Raw genomic sequence first — 25289 nt, 5'->3', positions numbered from 1 at the left:
CCTTATTTATTCAACGACAATGAAGAAGAATTTACTCTACATATTCATAGCTGGTTTAACACTTGTTACGATCAGCTCTTGTAAAAAACAATTAGACATTACACCAGAAGGCGCACCGTCAAAAGGTAACTTCTGGAAAACCAGCACCGATGCAGTAAAAGGTGCCAATGCCATGTACGAACTGTATGATGATGAAAACTTTTACGGACGTGGTTTTTTCTGGTTCATCAATGCAAGTGATGACATGATTACCGGGCGTGTAAAAGCGCAGGGCGATAACGTAAGGGATTTTAACTCTGCTTATATTGGTGGGGATTATACCGAAGGACAATGGAAAATGAGATATGCCACGATAAAAAGAGCAAATGACGTGATCCGTTATGTCCCTGCAATTGAAATGGATGCCAATTTAAAAAAGAGACTGATTGGCGAAGCTTATTTTACCAGCGGATATATGTATTTCCAGTTAGCGTCTAATTATGGTAATGCTAAAGCTGGCGTCCCTATTGTCACCAGAGCTAATATGGACGATCCGAATGCGACACCAAGAGCAGCAAATGTGAACCTGAATTACGATTACCTGATCAGCGAATTGCAGCAGGCAGCAAACTATCTTCCTTATTTTGATCAGCTGGCAGCAGTAGACTACGGCCGTCCGCATAAAGTGGCCGCATGGGCAGTGTTGTCTAAAGCCTTTCTTTATAAAAAGGATTATGCCAATGCAGAAAAATATGCAGATTCAGTGATCAATTTCGGAAAACGTGAACTGATGCCAAATTTTGCCGATGTGTTCAAAGCAACCAACAACTGGGGATCGGAATATATCTGGTCAGCAGTTTCTACTCCTGCAGGTGCAGGTGGCTGGGGAAGTATACTTCCTGGTGTGATGCTGGAAAATAAAGGATGGGGAAAATACAATGGCTGGGGTTATTATGTACCTACCAAAGAATTATATGATTCTTACCAGGCCGGTGATATCCGCCGTGAGGCAAGCATCTTAAAACCAGGAGATCATTTCATGTACTTTGGTGAAGACAACGTTTATTCATCAATCAACAGTTTATCTGGTTTCCAGTTCAGAAAATATATGGACCCGTTCAGTTTTGCTGATCCGGTAGGAAAACATATCAGCCAAAGCGGTGACCACCCTACTACAGATTTAAATCTTCCTTTACTGCGTTTTGCAGAGGTTTTATTAATCAAAGCAGAAGCAGCAATTATGCAGCGTGGTGCAGGGGCTGGTGATAAAGAACTGAACAGAATCCGCGTACGGGCAAAACTTCCTGTTGCAAACGGAATGACACTTGCAGACCTTAAAAGAGAACGCCGGCTTGAGCTGGCTGGCGAATGGGCAGACAGACACCGCGATATGGTACGCTGGGGAGATGCAGAAGCAGCTTATGCACAGCCAGCGCATGGATACAGTGGTGCAGTAGTATGGCCTGCAAGAAGATTTAATCCACAGGTACATGATGTATGGGCTGTTCCACAAAAAGAAATTGATAACAGCGGTGGTGTAATTAAACAAAATGCCGGCTGGTAAATGACTAAATTTAAGCACATGAAAAAACTATCGGGCTATTCCTTTTTTGCACTGCTTTTACTGGCAGTAAATGTACAGGCACAACAGCCTTTATCATTTAATTCCGGACATAGCCATAATGATTACAAACAAAATATCCCATTGCTCCGCGCTTATTACGCGGGCATGGGCTCTATTGAAGCTGATGTATTTCTGAAGGATGGACAGCTATATGTTGCCCATGAATTGAAGGAGATCAAGCCTGAAGCGACCCTTTTGAAACAATATCTGGAACCGCTTTACAGGTTGTACAAACAAAATGGGAACCATCCTTATGCAGATCCTAAATTAAAATTACAGCTGGTTATCGATATCAAAGAAGATCATGAGCATGTTTTACCACAATTGCTGAAAGAATTGAAACCTTTCCAGGATATGGTAAACAAACCGGCTAATCCAGATGCAGTAAGTATTGTGATCAGCGGGGATATGCCAAAACCAGCAGATTTCAAAAACTATCCTTTAATCATTTCTTTTGATGGCCGTCCAACGACTGTCTATACAGAGCAACAGTTGAAAAGGGTAGCTATGATCAGTGAAGATTTAAAAAACTATACCGTTTGGAATGGCAAAGGAACACCTACCGGACCTGATGCAGCTAAGCTAAAAGCAGTAATTGATGCAGCACATCAAAAAGGCAAACCCTTCCGCTTCTGGGCAAGCCAGGACAGTCCGAATACCTGGCTGGAACTGGAGAAATTTGGCGTAGACTGGATCAATACTGATGTACCGGAAAAATTGCATGAGTTTTATTTGCGTAAGGATAAACTGACGTATACAAATCCGGTTGCTTATCCTGTCTATCAGCCAACTTATAAATCTGATTGTGCAGATAAGAAAGTAAAAAATATCATTCTGCTGATTGGTGACGGTATGGGCCTGGCTCAGATCCATGCGGGATGGATTGCTAACCATGGAAATCTGAATATCACAATGCTGCGCAACAGTGGTTTTTCACAGACCGCAGCTGCCAATTCAGGGAATACAGATTCTGCAGCCGGCGGGTCGGCTATTGCCATGGGCGAGAAAACCAATAACCGTTATATCGGGATGGGTACGGATGATAAAAAACGTACAAATCTGGCTGACACCTTAGCCACCTATGGTTTGAAAAGTGGGATTATCAGTGTAGGTGATATTACTGATGCTACGCCTGCTGTTTTTTATGCACATCAGCCGGACCGTTCGTACAATGAAGCGATAGCGAAAGATTTCCTGGATAGCCATGTAGATATCCTTGTAGGTTCTAATCAAAAAAGTTTTCTTCAGAATCCGGATACCGGTCTGATGAAAAAACTGGAAAACAAGGGTTATACTTTAAGTAAATCGGTAGCAGATTTCCAGCAGAAAAGCAGTGGTAAACAATTGGTTTTATTACCGGACTCAGCAACCCGCCCTGTAAAAGATGGCAGAGGTGATATGCTTGCTCAGTCGTTAAAACACACTATTAAATTGTTATCCGCTAATAAAAAAGGATTCTTTATCATGACTGAGGGTGCTCAGATTGATTACGGAGGCCATGTCAATGATTTAAAATATGTGGTAACTGAATTACACGATTTTGATAAGACTGTAGCTGAGGCTTTACGTTTTGCAGATCAGGATGGAGAAACACTGGTGCTCATTACAGCAGATCATGAAACTGGTGGATTAACTTTACTGGATGCTTCTGCTGCCGAAGGCAGAATTCAGGGAGAGTTCAGTACAAACGACCATACCAATATTATGGTACCTGTTTATGCTTATGGCCCGCATTCTGGGGACTTTACCGGTACTTATTCCAATACTGAGATCTTCAAAAAGATCATGAAATTATTTACAGGTAAGTAATAAAAGACAACTATTTCTAAGCCTATTTTTCGGGCAGAATACTAAAGGGGACTGTATCTTAAAGGATACGGTCTCTTTTATGCCCTGTATTTTTTTATTTTAGGGGCATCAAAAACCTATAATCGCTGCTAAAATTATTTATACAATGAAAAAAATTCTCTTTCTGGCCTTTGGATTAGGCACCATCCTGTCTGCACAAGCACAGGAAAGCACCTTGAAACCCATTAAAATCAATGCAGCAACAGCTGTTAAAAACCAGGGAAAAACAGGAACCTGCTGGAATTATTCGGCTACTTCTCTGGTCGAATCAGAGGAATTGCGTAAAGGGCTGGGAGAATTTAATCTCTCTGAAATGTACATTGCACGCAACATTTATATAGAAAAAGCAAAAAACTATATTTTACGTCAGGGCAAGGCGCAGTTTAGTGAGGGTGGCCTGGGACATGACCTGATCCGTGGTATTTCTCTTTACGGGGCAATGCCACAAAATGCTTTTCAGGGGGTAACCGGCGAAATCCCTGACCACAGAGGCCTGAAAGACACCTTGAAATCATATCTTGATGAGGTATTGAAACACCGTCCTTTAGCTGCAAACTGGCTGCAGGGTTTTGAGCAGATTCTGAATCAGAAAATCGGTAATCCGCCAGCTAACTTTGATTATAAAGGAAAAAACTATACTGCTAAAACTTTTGCTAAAGAGGTATTGAAGTTTGATGCGAATGACTATGTCAATATTACTTCATTCACCCATCACCCCTATTATGCACAGTTCATTTTAGAAGCCCCTGATAATTTCGCAAATGGATCTTTTTACAATCTGCCTTTAGCGGAAATGATTAACCTGACTAAAACGGCCATAAAAGATGGTTACACTGTCATGTGGGATGCTGATGTGAGCAATAAAAACTTTCAGCAGAAAAAAGGTTATGCAATCTTATTTGCAGATACTGCCGATGCTAAATTACCTGTTCTGAACCCGGCTGTTAAAGAACAGGCTTATTCTCCTGAATTGCGTCAGGAATTATATGAAAATCTAACTACAGAGGATAATCACTTGATGCACCTGATTGGTTTAGAACAGGCAGCAGATGGAAAGTACTTCTTTAAAGTTAAAAACTCATGGGGCGAAGTAGGTCCGCTCAAAGGATATATAGAAGTTTCTGAACCTTATTTTGCAATTAACACGGTAAGTCTGGTATTTCCAAAAGCGGCGCTGACTAAAGAATTAAAGAAAAAATTAGGGTTGTAATCTTTCATCTTATTCATCAAAAAAGGGGCTGTATTTTATAAAACACAGCCCCTTTTTTATTTATTAATTTGTCTATTCTTCTACAGGTTTTGCAGTTTCAACCGGTACATCCGGGTCAAGTTCCACACAGCCTTCTTTATCTTTTCTTGCAAATAGTATAGGATAAAGAAGAAGCAGTGCCCCCAGGATCAGGAATAATCCTGAAAGTTCCAATATATATTTGCTCCATGTAATCCCGTTTGCACTCATTATCAGGTAAGCAACAAGTGCAAGTATGGCTATAATAATGGCGAATACCGCCTTTTGAAGTTTCATTACTTTGATCATGATCTTGAGATTATGGTTATCAATTTATACACTATAAATTTAAACATCAAAAACCAAACCAATTTAAGTTTTTGAAGATCAATGTATTTCCTTAATATCTACCTTTTTTTAATTCTTAATACTTAACTTTGCATCCTCATTTTTTTAAGATACTGGATTGATGTATAGGGAATTTAAACAATTAGAACTACCTAAGATAGGCGAAGAGATACTGGAATTTTGGAAGGCAGAAAATATATTTGAAAAAAGTATTTCTACCCGCTCAAAATCTAACCCATTTACTTTTTATGAGGGCCCGCCTTCAGCAAACGGCATGCCTGGTATTCACCATGTCATGGCTCGTGCTATTAAAGATATTTTTTGTCGTTATAAAACCCTTAAAGGTTTCCAGGTAAAACGTAAAGGTGGCTGGGATACCCATGGATTGCCTATTGAGCTTGCTGTAGAGAAAAAACTGGGTATCACGAAAGTTGATATCGGGGTTAAAATCACAGTAGAAGAATACAATGCGGCCTGCCGTGAAGAGGTGATGCGTTATACCGACATCTGGAATGACCTTACCGAGAAAATGGGTTACTGGGTAGACCTGGAGAAACCTTATATCACTTACGAAAACGAATATATTGAGTCTCTGTGGTGGATCTTAAAGACTTTTTACGACAAAGGCCTTTTATACAAAGGATATACCGTACAGCCGTATTCCCCTGCAGCGGGAACAGGATTAAGTTCACATGAGCTGAATCAGCCGGGTACCTATAAAATGCTGAAAGACACTTCGATCACTGCACAGTTCGCTATTAAAAAAGAACAACAGCACCCGGCAATGTCTTTATTATTTGAAAACGATACAGAAGAAACTTCTTTTATCGCCTGGACAACTACGCCATGGACTTTACCGTCAAATGGCGCATTGGCTGTTGGTGCAAAGATAAATTACGTAAAAGTTAAAACTTTCAATCAGTATACTTTCCTGCCTGTTAGTGTTATAATGGCTAAAGACCTGATTGGAAAACATTTCAAAGCAGAAGCTAAAGACATTTCTTTCGAAGATTATAAAGGTGGTGATAAACTGATTCCGTGGACGATCACGGCCGAGTTTACTGGTAAAGATCTGGTTGGTCTGAACTATCATCAGCTGATGCCCTATGTAACTAATGCAGAATTAGAAGCAAAAGCATTCCGCGTGATCCCTGCTGATTATGTGACTACAGAAGATGGTACTGGTATTGTCCATCTTGCAGCTGTATTCGGAGCGGACGATTTTCGTGTAGTGAAAGAAAATGATATGCCTTATGTCATGGTTAAAGATGAACAGGGCAATGAACTTCCTTTAGTAAACAAGCAAGGTAAATTTGTAGACGAAGTCACTGATTTTGCAGGTTATTATGTAAAAGAAGAATATTATAGTGATGAGGAACGTAAAGCCCCTGATTTCAAGCCTACGGACGTCCTGATTGCCATTAAACTGAAAGAAGAGAACAAAGCTTTCGACGTTAAAAAATACGAACACAGTTATCCGCATTGCTGGAGAACTGATAAACCTATTTTGTACTACCCTCTTGACAGCTGGTTTATTAAAACTACGGCGGTAAAAGATAAAATGGTAGCCTTGAATAAAACTATCAACTGGAAACCGGAAGCTACGGGAACAGGCCGTTTTGGTAACTGGCTTGAAAACCTGGTAGACTGGAATTTATCACGCTCCCGCTATTGGGGAACTCCGCTGCCAATCTGGAGAACTCAGGATGGTACGGAAGAAAAATGTATCGGCTCTATCGCTGAGCTGAATGCAGAGATCAAAAAATCGGTTGATGCTGGCTTTATGGAAGCTGCTTTTGAGTTGAAAGATATGCACCGTCCTTTTGTGGATGATGTCATCCTGACTTCTTCAAAAGGAGAGAAAATGACCCGTGAGCTCGACCTGATCGATGTATGGTTTGATAGTGGTGCAATGCCTTATGCACAATGGCATTTCCCTTTTGAAAATAAAGAAGAGTTTGAAAATGCTTATCCTGCAGATTTTATCGCTGAAGGTGTAGATCAGACCCGTGGATGGTTCTTTACTTTACATGCAATTGCTGTCATGTTAAGTGAGACCAGCGACGAAATCAAAGCGATCAATGAGCGTATCGGTAATCAGGGTATTGCCTATAAAAATGTCGTTTCAAACGGATTGGTACTGGATAAAAACGGTAACAAAATGTCTAAACGCTTAGGCAATGGTGTTGATCCTTTCCATACAATCGATACTTATAGTGCTGATGCAACCAGATGGTACATGATCAGTAATGCATCTCCATGGGATAACCTGAAGTTCAATACCGAAGGCCTGGACGAAGTAAGACGTAAGTTCTTTGGCACGCTTTACAATACTTATGCTTTCTTCGCTTTATATGCGAATATTGATAAGTTTGAGATTGATGAAAATAATGAAACTCCTGTAAAGGACCGCTCTGAGCTGGACAGATGGATTTTATCCCTGTTACAGAATCTGATCAATGAAGTAGATGAAAGTTATAATACTTATGAGCCTACTAAAGCAGCAAGAGCTATTCAGACTTTTGTAGACGAGCATTTAAGTAACTGGTATATCCGTTTATCACGCCGCCGTTTCTGGAAAGGCGAAATGACTGATGATAAAAAGGCTGCTTATGAGACATTATATACTTGTTTAATGAGTGTATCTCAATTGATGTCTCCGGTAGCACCTTTCTTTGCAGACTGGTTATACCAGAATTTATCAGTGAATAAAAAAACTGCTGAACAGTCGGTGCATTTGAGTTTGTGGAAAGAGGGTGACAATTCACTGATTGACACAGAATTGAATGAGCGCATGGAACTTGCTCAGAATATTTCTTCTATGGCACTTTCGTTAAGAAAGAAATCGGGTATCAATGTACGTCAGCCGCTGGCTAAAATATTGTTACCGGTACTGGATAAAACTTTCAAAGAAAGAGTTGAACTGGTTAAAGAAATTATTTTATCTGAGACTAATATCAAGGATATTGAATATATTACTGACACTGCCGGTTTTATCAAGAAAAAGATCAAGCCTAATTTCAAAGCTCTTGGACCAAAGGTGGGCAAAGACATGAAATCAGTAGCTGAAACAATTAGTGGTATGAGCCCGGGGGATTTAAGCAAATTTGAAGCAGAAGGTTCTTACCTTGTTCCTCAGACCAGCTATGTAATTTTGCTGGAGGACGTTGAAATCATTGCTGAAGATATTCCTGGATGGCAGGTGACAAATATTGGTAACCTCACTGTTGCTCTTGATGTTACAATAACAGAAGAGTTAAAAGAAGAAGGTTTATCACGTGAGCTGATCAACAGAATTCAGAATTTAAGAAAGGAACTTAATTTTGAAGTGACTGATCGTATTACCGTGAGTTTACAAAATCATAATTTGATCTCCGCAGCAGTAACACAGAATAAAACATACATTTGCGCTGAAATATTGGCTGATGATATTAATTTGACAACTAATTTAGATAAAGGAAACAAAATCGTAATCGATGAAGTTGAGTTACTGATTCTGATTGCAAAACAATAATTAATATGGAAAAACCTACAAAAACCCGTTACTCAGATAACGAGCTACAAGAATTTAAAGAACTAATCCAGGATAAACTGCGTATGGCGAGAGAGGAATTTCTCAACTTAACGAATTCTTTGAGCAGCCCGAATTCTAATGGTACTGAAGATACTTCAGGTACTTACAAGACTTTGGAAGATGGTTCAGCCACATTGGAGAAAGAACAACTCAATCAGTTAGCCGCACGTCAGAAAAAATTCATTGAGAATTTAGAGGCTGCATTAGTACGTATAGAGAACAAAACTTATGGTATTTGCCGCGAAACCGGTAAACTAATCCAGAAAGAACGTTTACGCGCTGTACCTCATGCTACTTTAAGCATGGAAGCTAAATTGAAGCAGGCATAATGAAAGGCTATTCTAAACCTTTGCTGGTTATCTTCCTTGTTCTGCTTGTAGATCAGGTGTTGAAAACCTGGATTAAAACTAATATGTATATCGGCCAGGAATTCAAAATTATTGGAAACTGGTTTATTATACATTTTACGGAGAATAATGGAATGGCCTTCGGAATGGAATTTGGTGGTGAATTTGGAAAACTTGCCTTATCATTATTCAGAATTGCTGCGGTCGCAGCAATCGGATATGGTCTGTTTTACCTGGTTAAACACAAATACCACAGAGGACTGATACTTAATGTCGCACTGATTTTTGCAGGGGCATTAGGTAATATCATTGACTCTGTTGCTTATGGCAAAATATATGGCTATGCTTCGCTGTTTCACGGCCGTGTGGTGGATATGTTTTACTTTCCGATAATGGAGGGTATCTTTCCTAAATGGGTGCCTATATGGGGCGGAGAAGACTATATTTTCTTCAGACCGGTTTTTAACGTCGCAGATGCTGCCATATCTGTTGGGGTAATCGCTATTCTTATCTTCCAGAAAAAGTATTTTAAGGAAGAGGTTAAGGAAGAGATTGGGCCGAATAATGAGGTCGTAGAAGATTAGGTTATTTTATCTTATTTAAAAGGCTTTTCCGAAAGGGGAAGCCTTTTTTTGGTTAAGGGAGGGGGAATCAAAACAGGGGCAGTTATTTTGACTGGCGGACGTTCCCTCTGCGAGGGCCCTGATGCCAGCAAAATTACTGCCCCTGTTTTGATTCCTCTACTCCTGTTGAATAGCTTAAAAAAAGGCTTTCCAACTTGGTAAAAGAGATTAAATATGATTAAATGTGAGTGGGTTGTTGGTTGGCGAACTAGAAGATAACCACATAGAGATAACCTTATTGAAGACAACCCGGGAGAAAACCTATTGAAAACAATTCAGGAGAAAACCGAAGTAACAGAGCCTTATTGAAGACAACCCGGGAGAAAACCTATTGAAAACATGTCAGGAGAAAACCGAAGTAACAGAGCCTTATTGAAGACAACACAGGAGAAAACCTATTGAAAACAATTCAGGAGAAAACCGAAGTAACAGAGCCTTATTGAAGACAACACAGGAGAAAACCTATTGAAAACAATTCAGGGGAAAACCGAAGTAACAGAGCCTTATTGAAGACAACCCGGGAGAAACCTTATTGAAAACATGCCAGGAAACAATCGAAAAGACACATAGATATCTTGACTTCTGCTTTATTTGGATAAGGTGTACTATATAATTGGGGTACCGGGATTTATTTTCTGACGGCATGACTGTGTTTGCCTGTTCAATATAGAGAGAATTATAATTAATTGTGAATGAATTATTGGGTTTAGGTCTTTAGGGAATTGTCTGAATGGGCTCAAAAGGGCCTGATTCTCAGGGATTTTTTATGAATAAAATAAATGAGGGTATGGACGGGGAATATTCTTAATTTAGATGAAATTAAAATTCTTCGGTTTTTATTATGGAATCGGCATGGTTTTTACATCTAATCTGTAAATACACACAAATTGAATATTATTATGAGAAAGTTATTAGTCTTTGCCTTTGTTACCCTAATCAGTGTTAGCGCTATAGCCCAACAAGTAGATTTACGCAAAAAGATCACCGTTATTGGAACCGCCGAAACGGAAGTTACCCCGGATATTATCTATCTCAGCATCTCGCTGAAAGAATATCTGAAAGATGGTAACAGCAAGAAGAAAGTTGAAATTACAGACCTTGAGAAACAATTGTATAATGCCATACAATCTGCGGGTATCTCTAAAGAGAATTTAACAATCAATAGCTTATCGAGCTTCAATACCGCCCCTGAGAAAAAGAAAAATCCTGATTTCTTAGTGAGCAAACAATACCGCCTTAAGGTTACTGACCTGAATAAATGGAACGAGATCATTGGTTCTGTTGACCCTAAAGGTGTAGCTTATACCAATGTGGATAGCTACGATTATTCCAAAATTGAACCGCTAAAGAAAGAATTGAAGATTAAAGCTTTACAGGCTGCAAAAGCAAAAGCAACTTATTTGGTAGAAGCACTGGGAAATCAATTGGGCAGCGTAATCGATATTCAGGAACAAAATAATGAGAGCTACCCTGTTTACCGTGCAAATATGATGATGAAAGCTTCTATGGCTGATGATGGTGGCAGCGCACCTGAGATCGATTTCAAGAAGATCAAATTGAGCTATGTAATGAATACAGTTTTTGAAATTAAATAAGTGACTATTACAGCATACATTATATTTAGACCTGATGCCAATGCTGCTTCATTTAAATTGCCCGCGATTTAGCTAAAATACTGGCAACTAAGTATTAATTCAATACAAAGAAAACCTACCAACAATTTGGTAGGTTTTTTGTTATAATCTTAATCTGTCAAAACCCCAACAATTTAAATAACAAACCCATGAAAAAATTAATCTACTCTTTCTTGTTAGTCTTCCTTTTAGGAGTTAGTGCGAACACAGTCTCTGCTGCCACAACTAAAGACAAAGTTGAGATGACCACTGAACAGAAAATTCAGCTGGAAAAGATCACTAACCGTGTAGAAGAAATCAGAGCAATGGATAAATCTAATATGTCCAGAGCTGAGAAAAAAGAATTGCGCAAAGAACTTAGAGAAATGAAAAAACAAGCCCGCGGTATGGGTGGAGGTATCTATCTTTCTGTTGGTGCAATTATTATCATCATTTTATTATTAATCCTGATCTTGTAATCAAACCAGGATTAACTGACCTGAAAAAGCGGGTGTTCTTTATTGAACACCCGCTTTTTCAGGTCGTTTCTGCAGATAAATAACAAGGATCAGCAGAATTTACGTTTACAATTGACGAAAGGATTAATCTATACGATCAAATCCAGTATATTTTACCAGAACTTCCGGGATGTTAATACCATCTTCTGTCTGATAGTTTTCCAGAATGGCAGCTACAATACGCGGCAAGGCTAAAGCACTACCATTTAAAGTATGCGCCAATTGTGTTTTTCCTGTATTTCCTTTAAATCTTAATTTCAAACGGTTAGTCTGATAAGCCTCAAAGTTAGAAACAGAAGAAACCTCCAGCCAGCGCTGCTGTGCCGCACTCCATACTTCCATGTCGTAAGTCATCGCTGAAACAAAGCCCATATCACCACCGCATAAACGTAATACACGGAAGTGCAAGCCAAGATCTTTTAAAAGCTCCTGTACATAAGCACTCATCTCTTCCAGTACTTCGTATGATTTATCAGGATGTACTACCTGTACCAGCTCTACTTTATCAAATTGGTGCAGCCTGTTTAATCCACGTACGTGCGCTCCATATGAGCCTGCTTCACGACGGAAACAAGGAGTATAAGCTGTATTTTTAATTGGTAATTCCTCTTCTTTCAAAATGACATCACGGTAAAGGTTAGTCACAGGTACTTCGGCAGTAGGGATCAGATAAAGATTATCTACTGTAGAATGATACATCTGTCCTTCTTTATCAGGTAACTGACCTGTTCCGAAACCCGAAGCTTCATTCACCATCAAAGGGACCTGCATTTCTCTGTAGCCCTGCTCTGTAGCACGGTCCAGGAAGAAATTAATCAGGGCACGCTGTAAACGGGCTCCTTTGCCTTTATAGACAGGAAAACCTGCACCAGTAATTTTAGTTCCCAGTTCAAAATCTATAATATCATATTTTGCCGTCAGTTCCCAGTGCGGTAAAGCTTTATCATGCAGTTCTGCAGGAGCACCATGCGTCAGCACTACTTCATTTTCTTCTGGTGTAGCGCCCGCAGGAACTTGTTCACCAGGTAAATTAGGTAATTGTACCAATGCATTATATAAATGCTGTTCTACCACATTCAACTGGTCAGAAAGCGTTTTGATATGTTCTTTGTTAGAGGTAGTCTCTGCTTTAACTGCTTCAGCTTCTTCTTTTTGACCGGTACGCATCAATTCTCCAACCTTTTTGGCATTGGCATTAGCGATAGCGGATAGGTTATCCAGCGAAGTTTGAGTCTGTCTGCGTTCTTCATCTAATTTGATAATTTCATCAACCAGTTCAGGTTGTTTGAAATTACGGACGCCTAAGCGTTCTAAAACTTTCTCTCTATTTTCACGGATATAGTTAACTTGCAGCATTATTTAATTTTTTTAACAAATATAACAAGAGTTTGGAGAATATTATGGGCGGTAAACTATTTCTGGTTCCTACACCAATCGGTAATCTTGAAGATATGACTTTCAGGGCTGTCCGCGTTTTAAAGGAAGCAGATGTTATTCTGGCAGAGGATACCCGTACAAGTGCCCCTTTATTGAAGCATTTCGGCATTGATAAAAAGGCCTACTCACATCATCAGCATAATGAGCATAAGGCTACCTCAGAGATCATCAAATTTCTGAAGGAAGGTAAAAATGTGGCTCTGATCTCGGATGCGGGAACACCTGCAATCTCTGATCCCGGCTTTTTCCTGGTCAGAGAAGTGTTAAAAAATGATTTACCTGTAGAATGTTTACCGGGTGCCACGGCTTTCGTACCAGCATTGGTTAACTCTGGTTTGCCTACAGATGCTTTTGTTTTCGAAGGATTTTTGCCCGTTAAAAAGGGCAGACAAACCCGTATGAAGAAACTTGCAGACGAAGAAAGGACGATCATCCTTTATGAGAGTCCCCATCGCTTATTAAAAACACTGGAAGAATTTGCCCGGTTTTTTGGGGAAGAGAGACAGGCCTCTGTCAGCAGGGAACTGACTAAAATGTATGAAGAAACCGTTAGAGGTACTTTAGTGGAAATAAAATCACACTTTGAAAACAATATTTTAAAAGGTGAATTTGTAATTTGTGTTGCTGGTAAAGAAGAAACCAGGAAAGAAAAGCGCTCTTACGAAAAGGATTAATTCCTGTGGAGCAGAATCAATGGAAGCTGTTTAGACTTAAACAGTTTCTTATAAATTATAAACAGGCTCTAAGAGCTTAAAATTAAACAATATGATTTTAATAGATAGATTTTTGAGCGATGAGCAAGATCCTAAGGCTGTTGAAAAAGTTTTAGGCAAGCTGAACGATATGCTGACTACCAACGAAGAACTGATCTACCTTGCGGTACAAAAAAGACCTGCAGTAAATCTTCTTCCTGATTGTATTGTAGTGAGTAATAAACGCATCTTTTATTGTGAGCCTGCCAATTTCGGTATCACGATGAACTTCAAGGACATCTCCTGGAAAAGCATTAAGGAGATTTCTTTCAAAGAAGAAATATTTGGTTCTAAATTCATCTGTGTACCGCAGCATGGGGAGAACATCATCACTGAATATATCCCTAAAGTACAGGCAAGAAAACTATATCAGGCGGCTTACGAGCAACTGGAAGCCTACAAGGAGCAATTAAGACAGGCTGAGCTTGAAGATAAAAGAGCACAGCAACCTGCACCTGCGGCACCTGTGATCGAAACAATTATTCCGGAAAGCATCCCTGCGGAGGAACCTGTGGCTGAGACTTATGTTCCACCTGTACCCGTAGAAGAGCCTGAAGATGAGACTACCCTGAAGCTAAGGAAGCTAAAAACTTTATACGACAAACAATTAATTACCCAAGCTGAATACGAGGCTAAAAAAGCCGACATATTAGATACTTTCTAAGCATATACCCAATCCATGAAAGCGATACAAACCTACCTGCTCGCCCTATTAACTGCATTTTTATTATGGCTGGCATGGCCACCGCATACTTTTGCCGCCCCCCTTCTCTTCATCGGTTTTGTGCCCTTGTTTATTGCATTGGATCAAATCATCGCTCAAAGAGAAAAGAAAACAGGTAAAAAGGTTTTCCTGACTGCGGGCCTTGCCTTTCTGGTTTGGAACACCGCTTGCATCTATTGGGTATACAACGCTATCAGTGCCTATAACAATCCTGCTGTTGCGCTGGTCATTTCGCTGATTCCTTACGGACTCGGAGCCCTGTTAATGACTTTTGCCTTCTGGCTTTACTACCGTTTCAGTACTATCGTCAGTAACAAACGTATAGCCTACCTTGCTTTAGTCAGCTTTTGGGTGGCTATGGAGTATTTACATGCCACCTGGGACCTCGCTTTCCCCTGGATGACCCTTGGTAACGGACTTGCCGGTATGCATCAGCTTGCGCAATGGTATGAGTCGACCGGAGTTTATGGTGGTTCAATCTGGATTCTGGTTAGTAATATCCTGGCATTCGAAGCTTATAAAAGCTTTAAATCCAATACCGGTTATCTCAAAATCAGACCTGCATTGGGCTGGCTGATTTTCCTGATTGTTCCGGCTGCGATATCCCTGGTGAAATATTATGGTTATAAAGAAAAAAGCCTGCCAATTAATGTAGTGGTGGTTCAGCCTAACATTGATCCTTACGAAAAAATGGGAGGCATTACCCCTGCCGAGCAGTTGAAAACCCTGACTCATTTATCAGACTCTGTAGCCCAGGTCAACACAGAATATTTCATATGGCCAGAAACTGCCATCCCCAGTTATGCTAATGAGGATCGCATTCGCAGTACTTCAGAATACATGGCTGCACAATCCTTCCTGAATAAATACAAAAACGGGACCCTGATCACAGGAATAGAAAGTCTTAAGTTCTACAATGACAAAAGTACTATCTCAGCTAAATTCGATCCTGAGAACAATCAATACTACGACAACTTCAATTCGGCTATGCAGGTTGAGAACTCGGCAAATGTTCAGTTCTACCACAAATCAAAACTGGTACCTGGCGTAGAAAAAATGCCCTTTCCAAAAGCCTTATCCTTCCTTGCCCCGGTTTTTGCGGGCCTTGGAGGTACTGTTTCCGGTTGGGGATGGCAGGAAAACCCAGGTGTATTTTACTCTCAGAATGGCGTAGGCGTGGCACCTGTTATCTGTTATGAATCCCTTTGGGGAAGCTGGATTGGAGAATCTGTTAAAAACGGGGCTCAGCTCATCGCGATCATCACGAACGATGGCTGGTGGGGAAATACCTCTGGTAAAGACCAGCATTTCCTGTATGCTAAACTGCGTGCAATTGAAACCCGCAGATGGGTAGTCCGTTCTGCCAATACCGGTATCTCGGGCTTCATTAACCAGCGCGGGGATATTGTAAAACAATCTAAATGGTGGACACGTGACGCATTGAAAATGGATGTGAACCTGAATGATCAGCTTACCCTTTATGTAAAAAGCGGAGATATCATTGCTCAGCTTCTGGGTATAATTGGTATCGTACTGGCATTATTTATCCCTTACAATACCTTCTTCAAAAAGAAGAAAGCATAAACAAAAACAATAGCCGGTCACCCTATAAACAATTTGCTCTTTCTTTAAAAACAAATTAAAGAACAGGCTTAATACCGATAGTGTGACTGGCATAATTTAGCATAAAGGAGTTTTCCAGAAAAAAGTTAATCCCTATAATAGACACCGATTTACTTTTGCGTGCATCAAGCGTCGTCTTATAATTGCTATTATTAACTGCATAATCATAGATGGCGCCTTCATCACTGACAAACCTGATTGCCACTCCCGCTTCCATTTTCCCTTTCTTGCTTTTATCGGGTTCATAAATTACCCCTCCGGCAGGATTTCCTGAATCAAATAAAACATAAGACGGAGAAATTACCACTCCACTATAGCTAATAATCCCCCTGACATAGGGATAGAACCGGCCATTTCCGGCCATTTGACGATGTAATACAAACCCTTTCTTTGCCTGTTCAGTGATCCCTAAAGTCAGTAAAGGCTGTCCAGAATTTCCTTCCATAGCAGAAACCCCTTCCCATTTAACCCTGTCAAGAGGTGAAAGGATAAACCCAGCCTCTACACTATTTCCAAAACTCAAATAATTAAAGGGGCTAACTACATTCTCCCGTTTAAAGACCAAACCTGTCTTCATCTCCCCACCAGAGCTCACTCCGGCGACCCCATCACAATGCTGATCTACCTTAGCAGGCTTTCCGGTCAGGTCATAAACGCCGTGATAAACCAGAATAAAGGGCATTCTCTTTGTCCTGACCTGTCCCATCTTGTCCCCTATTACAATCGGGGCATAAGCAATATTCCCATAGTAGGAACGTGTTCCGCCATAGCTGGACTTGGTCTTAGTCCTGGTTACAGTAATCCCATTCAGCATTAAAGAATCCTTATCCTTAAATACAATTCCGGTATCTGCGACCAGTGAAGCCGGTAATAAGCTTTTGGCCTCCAGGATCAATCCCTGAGACCCCGTATCAAAGACCACCCTAAGTTTTACCTTATCAGTCCCAATATATCTGATAGGAAGATATAACCTGCGGCCAAGCGTCTTCATATTTTGTCCCGGCATTAAATTTATTGTCACCGGCTGCTCTATAAGCCCTACAGAATCCTTCGGATTAGCTAGCTCAAAACCCATAGACTTTGCGCTAAAAAAGCACATCAAACAAATAACAAAAAAGCCAGACCCAGATAATTTCTTCATTCAAAAACATCAAAATGATCACCACAAGGCAATCCATCAAAACCCACCATAAATCAAGCCAAAAGCCCGATCAAAAGCAATCCTAAAAGTATAACCAATTAGCAATCCTAAAAGTGTAACCAAACAGTAATCCTAAAAGTCTATCTAACCAGCAATCCTAAAAGTACAACCAACCAGTAATCCTAAAAGTATAACCAACCAGTAATCCTAAAAGCATAACCAACCAGCAGTCCTAAAAGTCTATCTAACCAGCAATCCTAAAAGCATAACCAACCAGCTATCCTAAAAGTATAACCAATCAGCTATCCTAAAAGTATAACCAATCAGCTATCCTAAAAGTATAACCAATTAGCAATCCTAAAAAGGCTAACCACCTAGTTTTCCTCCTTTCCCAACCAATCTAAATGCCCATCAGTCCGGGCCATTGTATCCGGTTGGGTTTCTCCGTCCAACTATCTTTAAAATAAAAAAACAGTCTTGCTGTATTTCTGGCATCAGGGCCCTCGCAGAGGGAACGTCAGCCAGTAAATACAGCAAGGCTGTTTTTATTATCTTCACAGTTGGAAGAAGAAACCTAAGTAAGATATTTACCGACGATTGGCATCCTCCTACCACTACCAAAAGCCTTCGGAGAAACCCTTAAAATCGGCGGAGTCTGGTATCTTTTAAATTCCGCGCCATTCACCATCTTAATAATCCTTCTCACTAACCCTTCTTCAAACCCCATTTTAATAATATCCTTCGAAGTCTTTTTCAGTTCAATAAACTGGAAAAGAATCGTATCCAGCGTATCATAATCCGGCAGAGAGTCAGAATCCTTCTGTCCCGGCCTTAATTCCGCCGAAGGCGGCTTAACGATCGTATTCTCAGGAATAACCTCTCCATCTTTATTGATATAATGTGCAAGCTCATAAATCTGCGTCTTATACACATCTCCAATCACTCCTATCGCACCACACATATCGCCATACAATGTTCCATACCCTACAGCGCACTCACTTTTATTAGAAGTATTCAGTAAAATATAACCAAACTTATTAGACATCGCCATCACTACAATCCCTCTGCTTCTTGCCTGAATATTCTCTTCCGTCAAATTAAAAGGCAAACCTTTAAACGCGCCAGCCATCATGCTATCAAAAGCATCGGCTGCTTCCGCAATAGAAATTATCTCATGTTTGCAGCCAAAATTCTCTACCAGATCCAGTGCATCCTTAATAGAATGATCAGAAGAATACTTACTCGGCATTAAAACCGCCATCACATTCTCCGGTCCCAGTGCGCGGCAGGCCAGTGCGCAAACAATCGCAGAATCTATTCCACCAGACAAGCCCAGTACCGCTTTAGAAAAGCCAGACTTCACAAAATAATCCTGAATCCCTAAAACAAGTGCATCATGAATCTGGGCGATATCAGACACTGGCTGATGCTCCTGAGCAACCCCTTCAATATTCCCTTCCTCAAACGTATAAATCTTAAGCTGCTCCTTAAAATAATCCATTTCATCCAGCATATTTCCATCCTGGTCAAAAACCATAGAACCGCCATCAAAAATGATCTCCGTCTGTGCACCAACCTGGTTCACATATAACAAAGGTAACTTATACTTTTTCGCATTATCCGACAGTACAACCCTGCGTTCATCATCATGCTGATAAGAAAACGGAGAAGCGGCGATATTAATCATCACATCAGGGTTCTCCTGAATCAGCTCATCCATTGGATTAGAAACATACAGCGGATTATTATTAATATTCCAGAGATCCTCACAAATCGTTAATGCAATCTTTACCCCTTTAAAATCAATACACTCAAATTGTGTAGCAGGTTCAAAATAGCGGTACTCATCAAAGACATCATAATTAGGCAGTAATGCTTTTTTAGCAACCGACCTTATCTTTTTATCTTCAATAAAATATGCTGCATTAAATAAATCCTTACCAGCCGCCTGCTCATTGCGTACAGGCAAACCTACAATACAAGCTATTCCGTCACAATGTTCAGCGATCTCTTTTCCCGCATCCTCGCATAAAGAAATGAACTCTTCAAATTCCAGAAAATCACGCGGTGGGTAACCACAGACTGCCAGCTCTGCAAATACAACAAGATCTGCCCCATCGGCTTTTGCCAGTTTAATATGGTCTATTATTTTTTTTGTATTGCTTTCAAAATTACCAATATGGTAATTGAGCTGCGCTAATGCTATCTTCATAATCTGCTAAAAGAATACCCCTATATTCAAACCTATATAATGATTACGAACATTTCTGCCAGATGCAGAAGAAATATCAGTAAATCCATTATTAAGCGTTAATCCCGTCGTTACACTCGTATGTTTTGCGACATCATATTCCAATCCTGCACCAACAATCAAACCAGCGCGGTAAAAGTTAGTATTCTTTTTAATAGACTCATCACTAACAATAGATTTGCCGGCAACTGACACATCCTGTCTGGCGCCAATATTAAAACCATTAGAAAGACCGAATTGTCCATACCAGCGTACATCCCCTATCTTATCAGTTTTCAATTTCAACGTCAAAGGAACCTCCAGATACTGCATTTTATATTTCAGATCATATAAAGTATTACCAGGATAAACTGCCGCATTATAAAATGGGCTTGGATTAATTTCCGAAGTCTTCCCATTGATTGTCGTAATTGTCAGTCCTGTAGCCAGACTGTAATTTTCTGCAAAATTTAAATCAGCAAGCAGACCATAAGAAAAGCCCAAACTAAATCCGTTGCCTTTACCGCCCTCAGGTTTAGCCCAGCCAAATGTTGGATGTGCTGTCAGGCCTAATCTAAAACCATAATAAGTTTCCTGCCCTTGCTGTGCAAAAGCTGCAGTGGTTAAAAATGTCAGTAAAAGTCCAGTAACTATTTGTTTCATTTGTATCATATTTGTTTATAATAAGTGTTTGGAGCAGATCACAGGCATTTGTATCTTTTTTTTGAAGCCTGCTCATGATGGTTTACTCCTTGATCTGTTTATATTTGTTACCAATGAACTATAACGTTAAACATCTCCAAATCTATCTAATTTTTCTGTGTGTAGCCACTTTTTTTTCCTGTAAACAAGCAGGTAAACCTAATGTCGATGATATAAAGCTTGATATTAAGATCGAAAGATTTGATCAGGACTTATATGCAGGGAAACACAAAAATATAGAAGAAACAGATTTGCTGCTGCGCAAAAAGTACAACTATTTTTATGATGATTATATCCATAGAATGGTGGGCGACAAAAGTTATAGTGATGCTGAAATCTTAGCTACACTCTATAAGGATCAGGCTTATACAGATCTGAATGCAGAAGCAGACAGCGTATTTAAAGACATGAGACCTATAGAACAGGAACTGACCCAAACCTTTAAATACATTAAGTACTACTATCCTCAGGTCAAAGTTCCCAAATTCATTTCTTTTATTTCTGGCTTCTCAGTTCAAACCCCTATTGGCGATGGCTATATGGGTATAGGCCTCGACATGTTTTTAGGGAAAGACAGTAAATTTTACAGAGCGATTGTAAAAAGCGTCCCATTATATTTATCAAGACGGTTTACACCCGATTATGTAGTACCAAGAATAACAGAAACTTTTGCCAGAGAAGAACTGTTTCCATCAAAGGACGACAGCCATTCATTACTTTCAAAAATGGTAGAGAATGGAAAGATTTTGTATTTTATGGACCAGGTATTACCGGATAATACTTCGGAGACCCTGAAAATCGGATACACAGATAAACAGCTGGAATGGTGCAAAACTTTTGAGGGCAATATCTGGGCATACCTGATAGAGAATAATCTTTTATTTGAAACAGACAGTCAGAAAATACAGATGTATCTTACTGAGGCACCTTTTACGCCCGGTCTGGGTTTGAAAAATGAATCTGCCCCAAAGCTGGGGGTATGGATAGGCTGGCAGATGGTCAGAAAATATATGGCCGAAAATCCAAAGGTTACCTTGCAGGAACTGATGAAAGAGCAGGATCCGCAAAAGATATTAAACGGGGCAAAGTATAAACCCAAAATGTAAGAGCATATGAAGAAAGTAGGAATTGTTTTGTCTGGCGGCGGAATCAGGGGAATTGCCCACCTTGGTGTTTTAAAAGCATTAACCAATGCCGGAATAACATTCAGTCATATCAGCGGAACAAGTGCAGGATCTATAGTAGGCGCTTTTTATGCTGCAGGAATTGACCCTGAATATGCACTGGACGTCTTTATGAAAACAAAACTGCTGCGTTTCGTAAGACCATCTTTAGGCGCACTGGGTTTAGTGAGTATTGAACATACCGCGCAATTGCTGCAGGAGTTTTTTCCGGATAATAAAATAGAAAACCTGAAAATCCCATTGACGATTACAGCGACAAATTTCAGTGAGGGCAGATTAGTCTATTTCACCAAAGGACCTTTAATCAGAGCTGTACAGGCCTCTTCCTGTATCCCTGGAATATTCAAACCGATTATGATCGACGGACAAATGTATGTAGACGGAGGAATCCTGAACAATTTCCCTGTTGAGCCTTTACTAAACAACTGCGATTTTATTATAGGATCTTCCTGCAATCACCTGAAACCGGTAGACAGCATCACGCATATCACCACTTTAATGGCCAGAGCTGGCCTCATGTCTGTCAACAAAGACATGGAACAGAAAGCAGCTTTCTGTAACCTTTTAATTGAACCTAAAGGAATGGGTGAAATCAGCACTTTCGATATGAAAAAGGCTGAAACAATTTATTGGCTTGCTTATGAGGAAACGCTCAAAACAATCCAGCACCATGAAGGTTTTAAAACGCTGTTAAAGGAACTGAATACTCCGGATAATTTATAAACCAGTATTCAAAGCGACAAGCTGATCACCTTCCAGTACAGGGATTGTCTGGCAGATATTAGTTTGCAAACAGAATTTCACATCTTCTTCTATATTCAGCGCAACCATACGGTGGCTGTGAGAAGATTTATGGATATAGGCTCTTAAATCATCTTTAGCCAGCAGATAAAGATCTTCTGCAGCTACACTAGCATCGTCATAATGTGTAAAACCCTGGCGAAGCTCACTAACCACCGCACCCGCAAAAATGGTATCTTCCAGGTTAAACTGGTCTTTCCATCCTGCACAAAGCAGCAATACATCTTTTTCCTGAGTTTTAAGCCACTCACATAAAGCCCCAAGGTTCAGGAAAGAACCAATCACCACCCGACTTGCACGTTTTCTGGCCAAATGAAGCGCCTTAGTGCCATTGGTAGTCGTGAGGACAATAGTTTTACCCGCAACTTTTTCAGCGGTATAGGAAAACGGGGAATTACCGAAGTCAAAGCCTTCAACTATTTCCCCGTTTCGCTCTGCTGCCAGCAAATAACCTTTATCTGCATAACTCATGCATTCTTCGACCTGAGCTACCGGAATGATTGCCTGTGCGCCATTATCAATTCCATAAACCATAGAAGAGGTCGCTCTTAAAATATCTATAACTACGACAATGCTATGCTCAATAGCGTATAAATCTATAAGGGCAGGCGTTAAACAGACTTCAATCTTTCTTTGCATGATCAGGGCGGCAGCGGATTATTTATAAAAAGGGAACTTTACTATTTTAGCTTTAATTGATGTGTTGCGGATGCTGATATAAATTTCAGTACCTTCTTTAGCATGTGCTTTAGTTACATAACCCATACCAATTGCTTTTTGTAAAGATGGGGATTGCGTACCTGAAGTTACTTTTCCAATTACATTTCCTTCTGCATCAACAATTTCATAATCATGACGGGGAATACCACGGTCAATCATTTCAAAACCAATCAGGCGACGTTTAACACCAGCTTCTTTTTCAGCAAGCAATGCTTCTGAATTCGTGAAGGCCTTAGTGAATTTGGTTACCCATCCTAAACCAGCTTCAATCGGAGAAGTAGTATCATCGATGTCGTTTCCATATAAACAGAAACCCATCTCCAAACGTAAAGTATCACGGGCACCTAAACCAATTGGCTTAATATTAAATGCTGCCCCTGCCTGGAAAACGGCATCCCATAACTTTTCAGCATGCTCATTATCACAGTACAGCTCAAAACCGCCGGCACCTGTATAACCAGTTGCAGAAACAATTACGTTATCTATACCGGCAAATACGCCTTTAGTGAAAGTATAATATTCCATAGAAGCCAGGTCAATATCAGTTAAGCTTTGTAATGCTTCTGCTGCTTTAGGTCCCTGAACCGCTAATAAAGAAGTTTTGTCAGATATATTGTGCATTTCTACATCCTGTGTATTGAATTTCTGAATCCAATTCCAGTCTTTCTCAATGTTTGAAGCGTTAACAACAAGCATATAAGTTTTTTCGTCGATTCTGTAAACCAGTAAATCGTCTACAATACCACCATCTTCGTTTGGAAGATAAGCATACTGAACTTTACCATCATATAATTTTGAAGCATCATTACTGATTACACGTTGAATCAGGTCCAATGCATTTTCACCTTTAAGGATGAATTCACCCATGTGGCTTACGTCAAAAACGCCTACGGCTTTTCTAACTGTAGCATGTTCTGCATTAATGCCTTCGTATTGAACGGGCATATTGTATCCTGCAAATGGAACCATTTTGGCTCCTAATGAAATATGTTTTTCTGTTAATGCGGTATTATTCATGCGATATTGCTCTTAAAATTGAGGGCAAAAGTACATAAAAATTATCCATTTACTAATCGCTCATAGACATTCAGCATCCTTAGCGAAATAGTGGACAGGTTGTGATCTCTTTCTGCTGTCCTGCGGGCATTTTCACCAATTTCACGCCATCTGTTCGGATGGGTAATACATTGTAAAATACAGCGGTAAAACTCATCAGCAGTATCAGCAATCAGGATATCTTTACCATTTTCACAGTTAAGCCCTTCTGCAGCATAGGTCGTAGCAATAATGCATTTTTTCATCGCCATACCTTCAATGATTTTCACCCGCATTCCACTACCCGAAAGCAAAGGGACAATCATAATCGCCTTCGAATTCATAAATTCTATCGCATCGAAAACCTCGCCTTCCACGACCAGGTTATCGGAATCATAATCATAAAAATGCTGCGGCATACTTTTACCAGCCACATAAAACCGGAGTTCTGAGCTTAGTTTCTCTATATCCGGCCAGATTTCTTCTATAAACCATTCCAGCCCTTCCTTATTAGGCCGCCAATCCATAGCCCCTAAATGGAATAAAGTAGGGAAACTGGTTTTAGACTGGTCAATAGTATATTTTTCGAAATCCAGGGCTACAGGGAATACTTCTATACCAATCTCACAGCCAAAAGAAAGAATGCTTAAACGGTCTGGCTGACTGATTGCAAAAATCTGATGAAAACGATTAATTTGTTCAGTCTCATAAATTTTTAACCTGCGGGATAAAAACTGGAGATATTTACGTCTGGGTGTAAAACGTTCTGAATTCGCTAACCTTTCCCAAACGTCAAAAACAATATTGTGTGCACGATAAATCAGTTTTGCTTTACTGTTTGTTTTAACAACATCAAGATAGGGAACCACAAATAGCCCTTCAAACTGGATAATATCAAATTCATTTTCACGAAGAATATTTTCCAGCAGCTTCGCCGCATCGTCATCGTAAAATCTAGAGACGTTATAAGATTCATTGGAAAAGATATTGAAAAATGCACCCCATAGATTAACCTCCGTATCCAGATCAAAAGAGTGAAATTTAATCTGATCATATACAGGATCATAGATGTCATCTACATCTACACGATGTTTATTGGTGTTAATACTGAACAAAGTAATATCCACCCCCAGATTCAGTAATCCTTTCATCGTATTGTAAACTACGATAGGATAACCACTGTTTGGAGGAAAGGGAACACGGTTGCTGAGTATAAGTGTTTTCAATAAGGTGAAAAT

The 25289-nt window shown here is 39.9% G+C and carries 21 protein-coding genes; 13 read left to right on the top strand and 8 right to left on the bottom strand.

Translation table 11 applies throughout. The annotated features are described in order from the left end of the window. Positions 1-19 precede the first annotated feature (19 nt). The 3 genes from HDE68_RS08655 (at position 20) to HDE68_RS08645 (ending at position 4661) form a co-directional block, all read left to right on the top strand. Positions 20-1543: a RagB/SusD family nutrient uptake outer membrane protein gene (locus HDE68_RS08655; RefSeq protein WP_183880956.1), complete on the top strand. Its 1524-nt coding sequence runs from the start codon at positions 20-22 to the stop codon at positions 1541-1543. An 18-nt stretch (positions 1544-1561) separates the two neighbouring features. Beyond that, positions 1562-3412: an alkaline phosphatase gene (locus HDE68_RS08650; protein WP_260171714.1), complete on the top strand. Its 1851-nt coding sequence runs from the start codon at positions 1562-1564 to the stop codon at positions 3410-3412. Positions 3413-3557: 145 nt separating this feature from the next. Further along, on the top strand, positions 3558-4661 hold the full coding sequence (locus HDE68_RS08645) for a C1 family peptidase (protein WP_183880954.1): 1104 nt from the start codon (positions 3558-3560) through the stop codon (positions 4659-4661). A 72-nt stretch (positions 4662-4733) separates the two neighbouring features. Here HDE68_RS08645 and HDE68_RS08640 read toward each other — a convergent pair whose 3' ends face one another. Continuing rightward, entirely contained in the window at positions 4734-4988 is a 255-nt protein-coding gene (locus tag HDE68_RS08640) for an isoleucyl-tRNA synthetase (protein WP_183880952.1), read from the bottom strand. Positions 4989-5148: 160 nt separating this feature from the next. Between HDE68_RS08640 and ileS the strand changes: the two genes are divergently transcribed. From ileS to HDE68_RS08615, 5 genes are all read left to right on the top strand, one after another. Next, positions 5149-8541: an isoleucine--tRNA ligase gene (gene ileS, locus HDE68_RS08635; RefSeq protein ID WP_183880950.1), complete on the top strand. Its 3393-nt coding sequence runs from the start codon at positions 5149-5151 to the stop codon at positions 8539-8541. A gap of 5 nt (positions 8542-8546) precedes the next feature. Beyond that, complete coding sequence (locus tag HDE68_RS08630) at positions 8547-8930, top strand: TraR/DksA family transcriptional regulator (RefSeq protein ID WP_041885291.1); 384 nt, start codon at positions 8547-8549, stop codon at positions 8928-8930. Beyond that, a complete protein-coding gene (locus HDE68_RS08625; RefSeq protein WP_183880948.1) occupies positions 8930-9532 on the top strand; it encodes a lipoprotein signal peptidase in 603 nt (200 codons plus the stop codon). The genes HDE68_RS08630 and HDE68_RS08625 overlap by 1 nt, the downstream gene beginning before the upstream one ends. Positions 9533-10470: 938 nt before the next feature. Further along, on the top strand, positions 10471-11166 hold the full coding sequence (locus HDE68_RS08620; protein WP_183880946.1) for an SIMPL domain-containing protein: 696 nt from the start codon (positions 10471-10473) through the stop codon (positions 11164-11166). Between the two features lie 188 nt (positions 11167-11354). Then, positions 11355-11663 (top strand): hypothetical protein, encoded by a 309-nt coding sequence (locus HDE68_RS08615; protein WP_183880944.1) that lies wholly within the window; start codon positions 11355-11357, stop codon positions 11661-11663. A 123-nt stretch (positions 11664-11786) separates the two neighbouring features. On the opposite strand, the gene serS is transcribed toward HDE68_RS08615, so the two are convergent. Next, complete coding sequence (serS, locus tag HDE68_RS08610; RefSeq protein WP_183880942.1) at positions 11787-13058, bottom strand: serine--tRNA ligase; 1272 nt, start codon at positions 13056-13058, stop codon at positions 11787-11789. Positions 13059-13102: 44 nt separating this feature from the next. Between serS and rsmI the strand changes: the two genes are divergently transcribed. The 3 genes from rsmI to lnt all read left to right on the top strand — a co-directional run bounded on the left by rsmI (position 13103) and on the right by lnt (position 16199). Beyond that, positions 13103-13813: a 16S rRNA (cytidine(1402)-2'-O)-methyltransferase gene (rsmI, locus tag HDE68_RS08605; RefSeq protein WP_183881745.1), complete on the top strand. Its 711-nt coding sequence runs from the start codon at positions 13103-13105 to the stop codon at positions 13811-13813. Positions 13814-13904: 91 nt separating this feature from the next. Then, complete coding sequence (locus tag HDE68_RS08600) at positions 13905-14555, top strand: PH domain-containing protein (RefSeq protein WP_183880941.1); 651 nt, start codon at positions 13905-13907, stop codon at positions 14553-14555. Between the two features lie 15 nt (positions 14556-14570). Further along, positions 14571-16199: an apolipoprotein N-acyltransferase gene (gene lnt, locus HDE68_RS08595; RefSeq protein ID WP_183880939.1), complete on the top strand. Its 1629-nt coding sequence runs from the start codon at positions 14571-14573 to the stop codon at positions 16197-16199. Between the two features lie 55 nt (positions 16200-16254). Here lnt and HDE68_RS08590 read toward each other — a convergent pair whose 3' ends face one another. From HDE68_RS08590 to HDE68_RS08580, 3 genes are all read right to left on the bottom strand, one after another. Further along, positions 16255-17313 (bottom strand): hypothetical protein, encoded by a 1059-nt coding sequence (locus HDE68_RS08590; protein ID WP_183880937.1) that lies wholly within the window; start codon positions 17311-17313, stop codon positions 16255-16257. Positions 17314-17953: 640 nt separating this feature from the next. Then, the gene (locus tag HDE68_RS08585) at positions 17954-19591 is read right to left on the bottom strand and encodes an NAD+ synthase (protein WP_183880935.1); all 1638 of its coding nucleotides are present in this window, start codon (positions 19589-19591) and stop codon (positions 17954-17956) included. Between the two features lie 6 nt (positions 19592-19597). Continuing rightward, the gene (locus HDE68_RS08580; RefSeq protein WP_183880933.1) at positions 19598-20272 is read right to left on the bottom strand and encodes a porin family protein; all 675 of its coding nucleotides are present in this window, start codon (positions 20270-20272) and stop codon (positions 19598-19600) included. A 113-nt stretch (positions 20273-20385) separates the two neighbouring features. Here HDE68_RS08580 and gldB point away from each other — a divergent pair, with 113 nt between their 5' ends. Both gldB and HDE68_RS08570 read left to right on the top strand, forming a co-directional pair. Beyond that, positions 20386-21417 (top strand): gliding motility lipoprotein GldB, encoded by a 1032-nt coding sequence (gldB, locus tag HDE68_RS08575; RefSeq protein ID WP_183880932.1) that lies wholly within the window; start codon positions 20386-20388, stop codon positions 21415-21417. Between the two features lie 6 nt (positions 21418-21423). Then, positions 21424-22218: a patatin-like phospholipase family protein gene (locus HDE68_RS08570; protein WP_183880930.1), complete on the top strand. Its 795-nt coding sequence runs from the start codon at positions 21424-21426 to the stop codon at positions 22216-22218. Here the strand turns inward: HDE68_RS08570 and HDE68_RS08565 are convergent. From HDE68_RS08565 to HDE68_RS08555, 3 genes are read right to left on the bottom strand one after another with little or no spacing between them, the layout of a single operon-like run. Then, a complete protein-coding gene (locus HDE68_RS08565; RefSeq protein ID WP_183880928.1) occupies positions 22213-22935 on the bottom strand; it encodes a 2-phosphosulfolactate phosphatase in 723 nt (240 codons plus the stop codon). The genes HDE68_RS08570 and HDE68_RS08565 overlap by 6 nt on opposite strands. A gap of 18 nt (positions 22936-22953) precedes the next feature. Next, positions 22954-24033 carry a glycine cleavage system aminomethyltransferase GcvT gene (gcvT, locus tag HDE68_RS08560; RefSeq protein ID WP_183880926.1) on the bottom strand — a complete coding sequence of 360 codons (1080 nt, stop codon included), beginning with the start codon at positions 24031-24033 and terminating at the stop codon, positions 22954-22956. A 41-nt stretch (positions 24034-24074) separates the two neighbouring features. After that, positions 24075-25277 (bottom strand): glycosyltransferase family 4 protein, encoded by a 1203-nt coding sequence (locus tag HDE68_RS08555; RefSeq protein ID WP_183880924.1) that lies wholly within the window; start codon positions 25275-25277, stop codon positions 24075-24077. Between the last annotated feature and the right edge of the window lie 12 nt (positions 25278-25289).

Source organism: Pedobacter cryoconitis, assembly GCF_014200605.1.
Taxonomy (GTDB): Bacteria; Bacteroidota; Bacteroidia; order Sphingobacteriales; family Sphingobacteriaceae; genus Pedobacter; species Pedobacter cryoconitis_B.
The sequence above is the reverse complement of the archived record's forward strand: the minus strand, read 5'-3'. Positions and strand labels throughout refer to the sequence as shown.

Coding starts and splice junctions, on each gene's coding strand:
- HDE68_RS08655 (WP_183880956.1), top strand. CDS start 20: ATGAAGAAGAATTTACTCTACATATTCATAGCTGGTTTAACACTTGTT.
- HDE68_RS08650 (WP_260171714.1), top strand. CDS start 1,562: ATGAAAAAACTATCGGGCTATTCCTTTTTTGCACTGCTTTTACTGGCA.
- HDE68_RS08645 (WP_183880954.1), top strand. CDS start 3,558: ATGAAAAAAATTCTCTTTCTGGCCTTTGGATTAGGCACCATCCTGTCT.
- HDE68_RS08640 (WP_183880952.1), bottom strand. CDS start 4,988: ATGATCAAAGTAATGAAACTTCAAAAGGCGGTATTCGCCATTATTATA.
- ileS (WP_183880950.1), top strand. CDS start 5,149: ATGTATAGGGAATTTAAACAATTAGAACTACCTAAGATAGGCGAAGAG.
- HDE68_RS08630 (WP_041885291.1), top strand. CDS start 8,547: ATGGAAAAACCTACAAAAACCCGTTACTCAGATAACGAGCTACAAGAA.
- HDE68_RS08625 (WP_183880948.1), top strand. CDS start 8,930: ATGAAAGGCTATTCTAAACCTTTGCTGGTTATCTTCCTTGTTCTGCTT.
- HDE68_RS08620 (WP_183880946.1), top strand. CDS start 10,471: ATGAGAAAGTTATTAGTCTTTGCCTTTGTTACCCTAATCAGTGTTAGC.
- HDE68_RS08615 (WP_183880944.1), top strand. CDS start 11,355: ATGAAAAAATTAATCTACTCTTTCTTGTTAGTCTTCCTTTTAGGAGTT.
- serS (WP_183880942.1), bottom strand. CDS start 13,058: ATGCTGCAAGTTAACTATATCCGTGAAAATAGAGAGAAAGTTTTAGAA.
- rsmI (WP_183881745.1), top strand. CDS start 13,103: ATGGGCGGTAAACTATTTCTGGTTCCTACACCAATCGGTAATCTTGAA.
- HDE68_RS08600 (WP_183880941.1), top strand. CDS start 13,905: ATGATTTTAATAGATAGATTTTTGAGCGATGAGCAAGATCCTAAGGCT.
- lnt (WP_183880939.1), top strand. CDS start 14,571: ATGAAAGCGATACAAACCTACCTGCTCGCCCTATTAACTGCATTTTTA.
- HDE68_RS08590 (WP_183880937.1), bottom strand. CDS start 17,313: ATGGGTTTTGAGCTAGCTAATCCGAAGGATTCTGTAGGGCTTATAGAG.
- HDE68_RS08585 (WP_183880935.1), bottom strand. CDS start 19,591: ATGAAGATAGCATTAGCGCAGCTCAATTACCATATTGGTAATTTTGAA.
- HDE68_RS08580 (WP_183880933.1), bottom strand. CDS start 20,272: ATGAAACAAATAGTTACTGGACTTTTACTGACATTTTTAACCACTGCA.
- gldB (WP_183880932.1), top strand. CDS start 20,386: ATGAACTATAACGTTAAACATCTCCAAATCTATCTAATTTTTCTGTGT.
- HDE68_RS08570 (WP_183880930.1), top strand. CDS start 21,424: ATGAAGAAAGTAGGAATTGTTTTGTCTGGCGGCGGAATCAGGGGAATT.
- HDE68_RS08565 (WP_183880928.1), bottom strand. CDS start 22,935: ATGCAAAGAAAGATTGAAGTCTGTTTAACGCCTGCCCTTATAGATTTA.
- gcvT (WP_183880926.1), bottom strand. CDS start 24,033: ATGAATAATACCGCATTAACAGAAAAACATATTTCATTAGGAGCCAAA.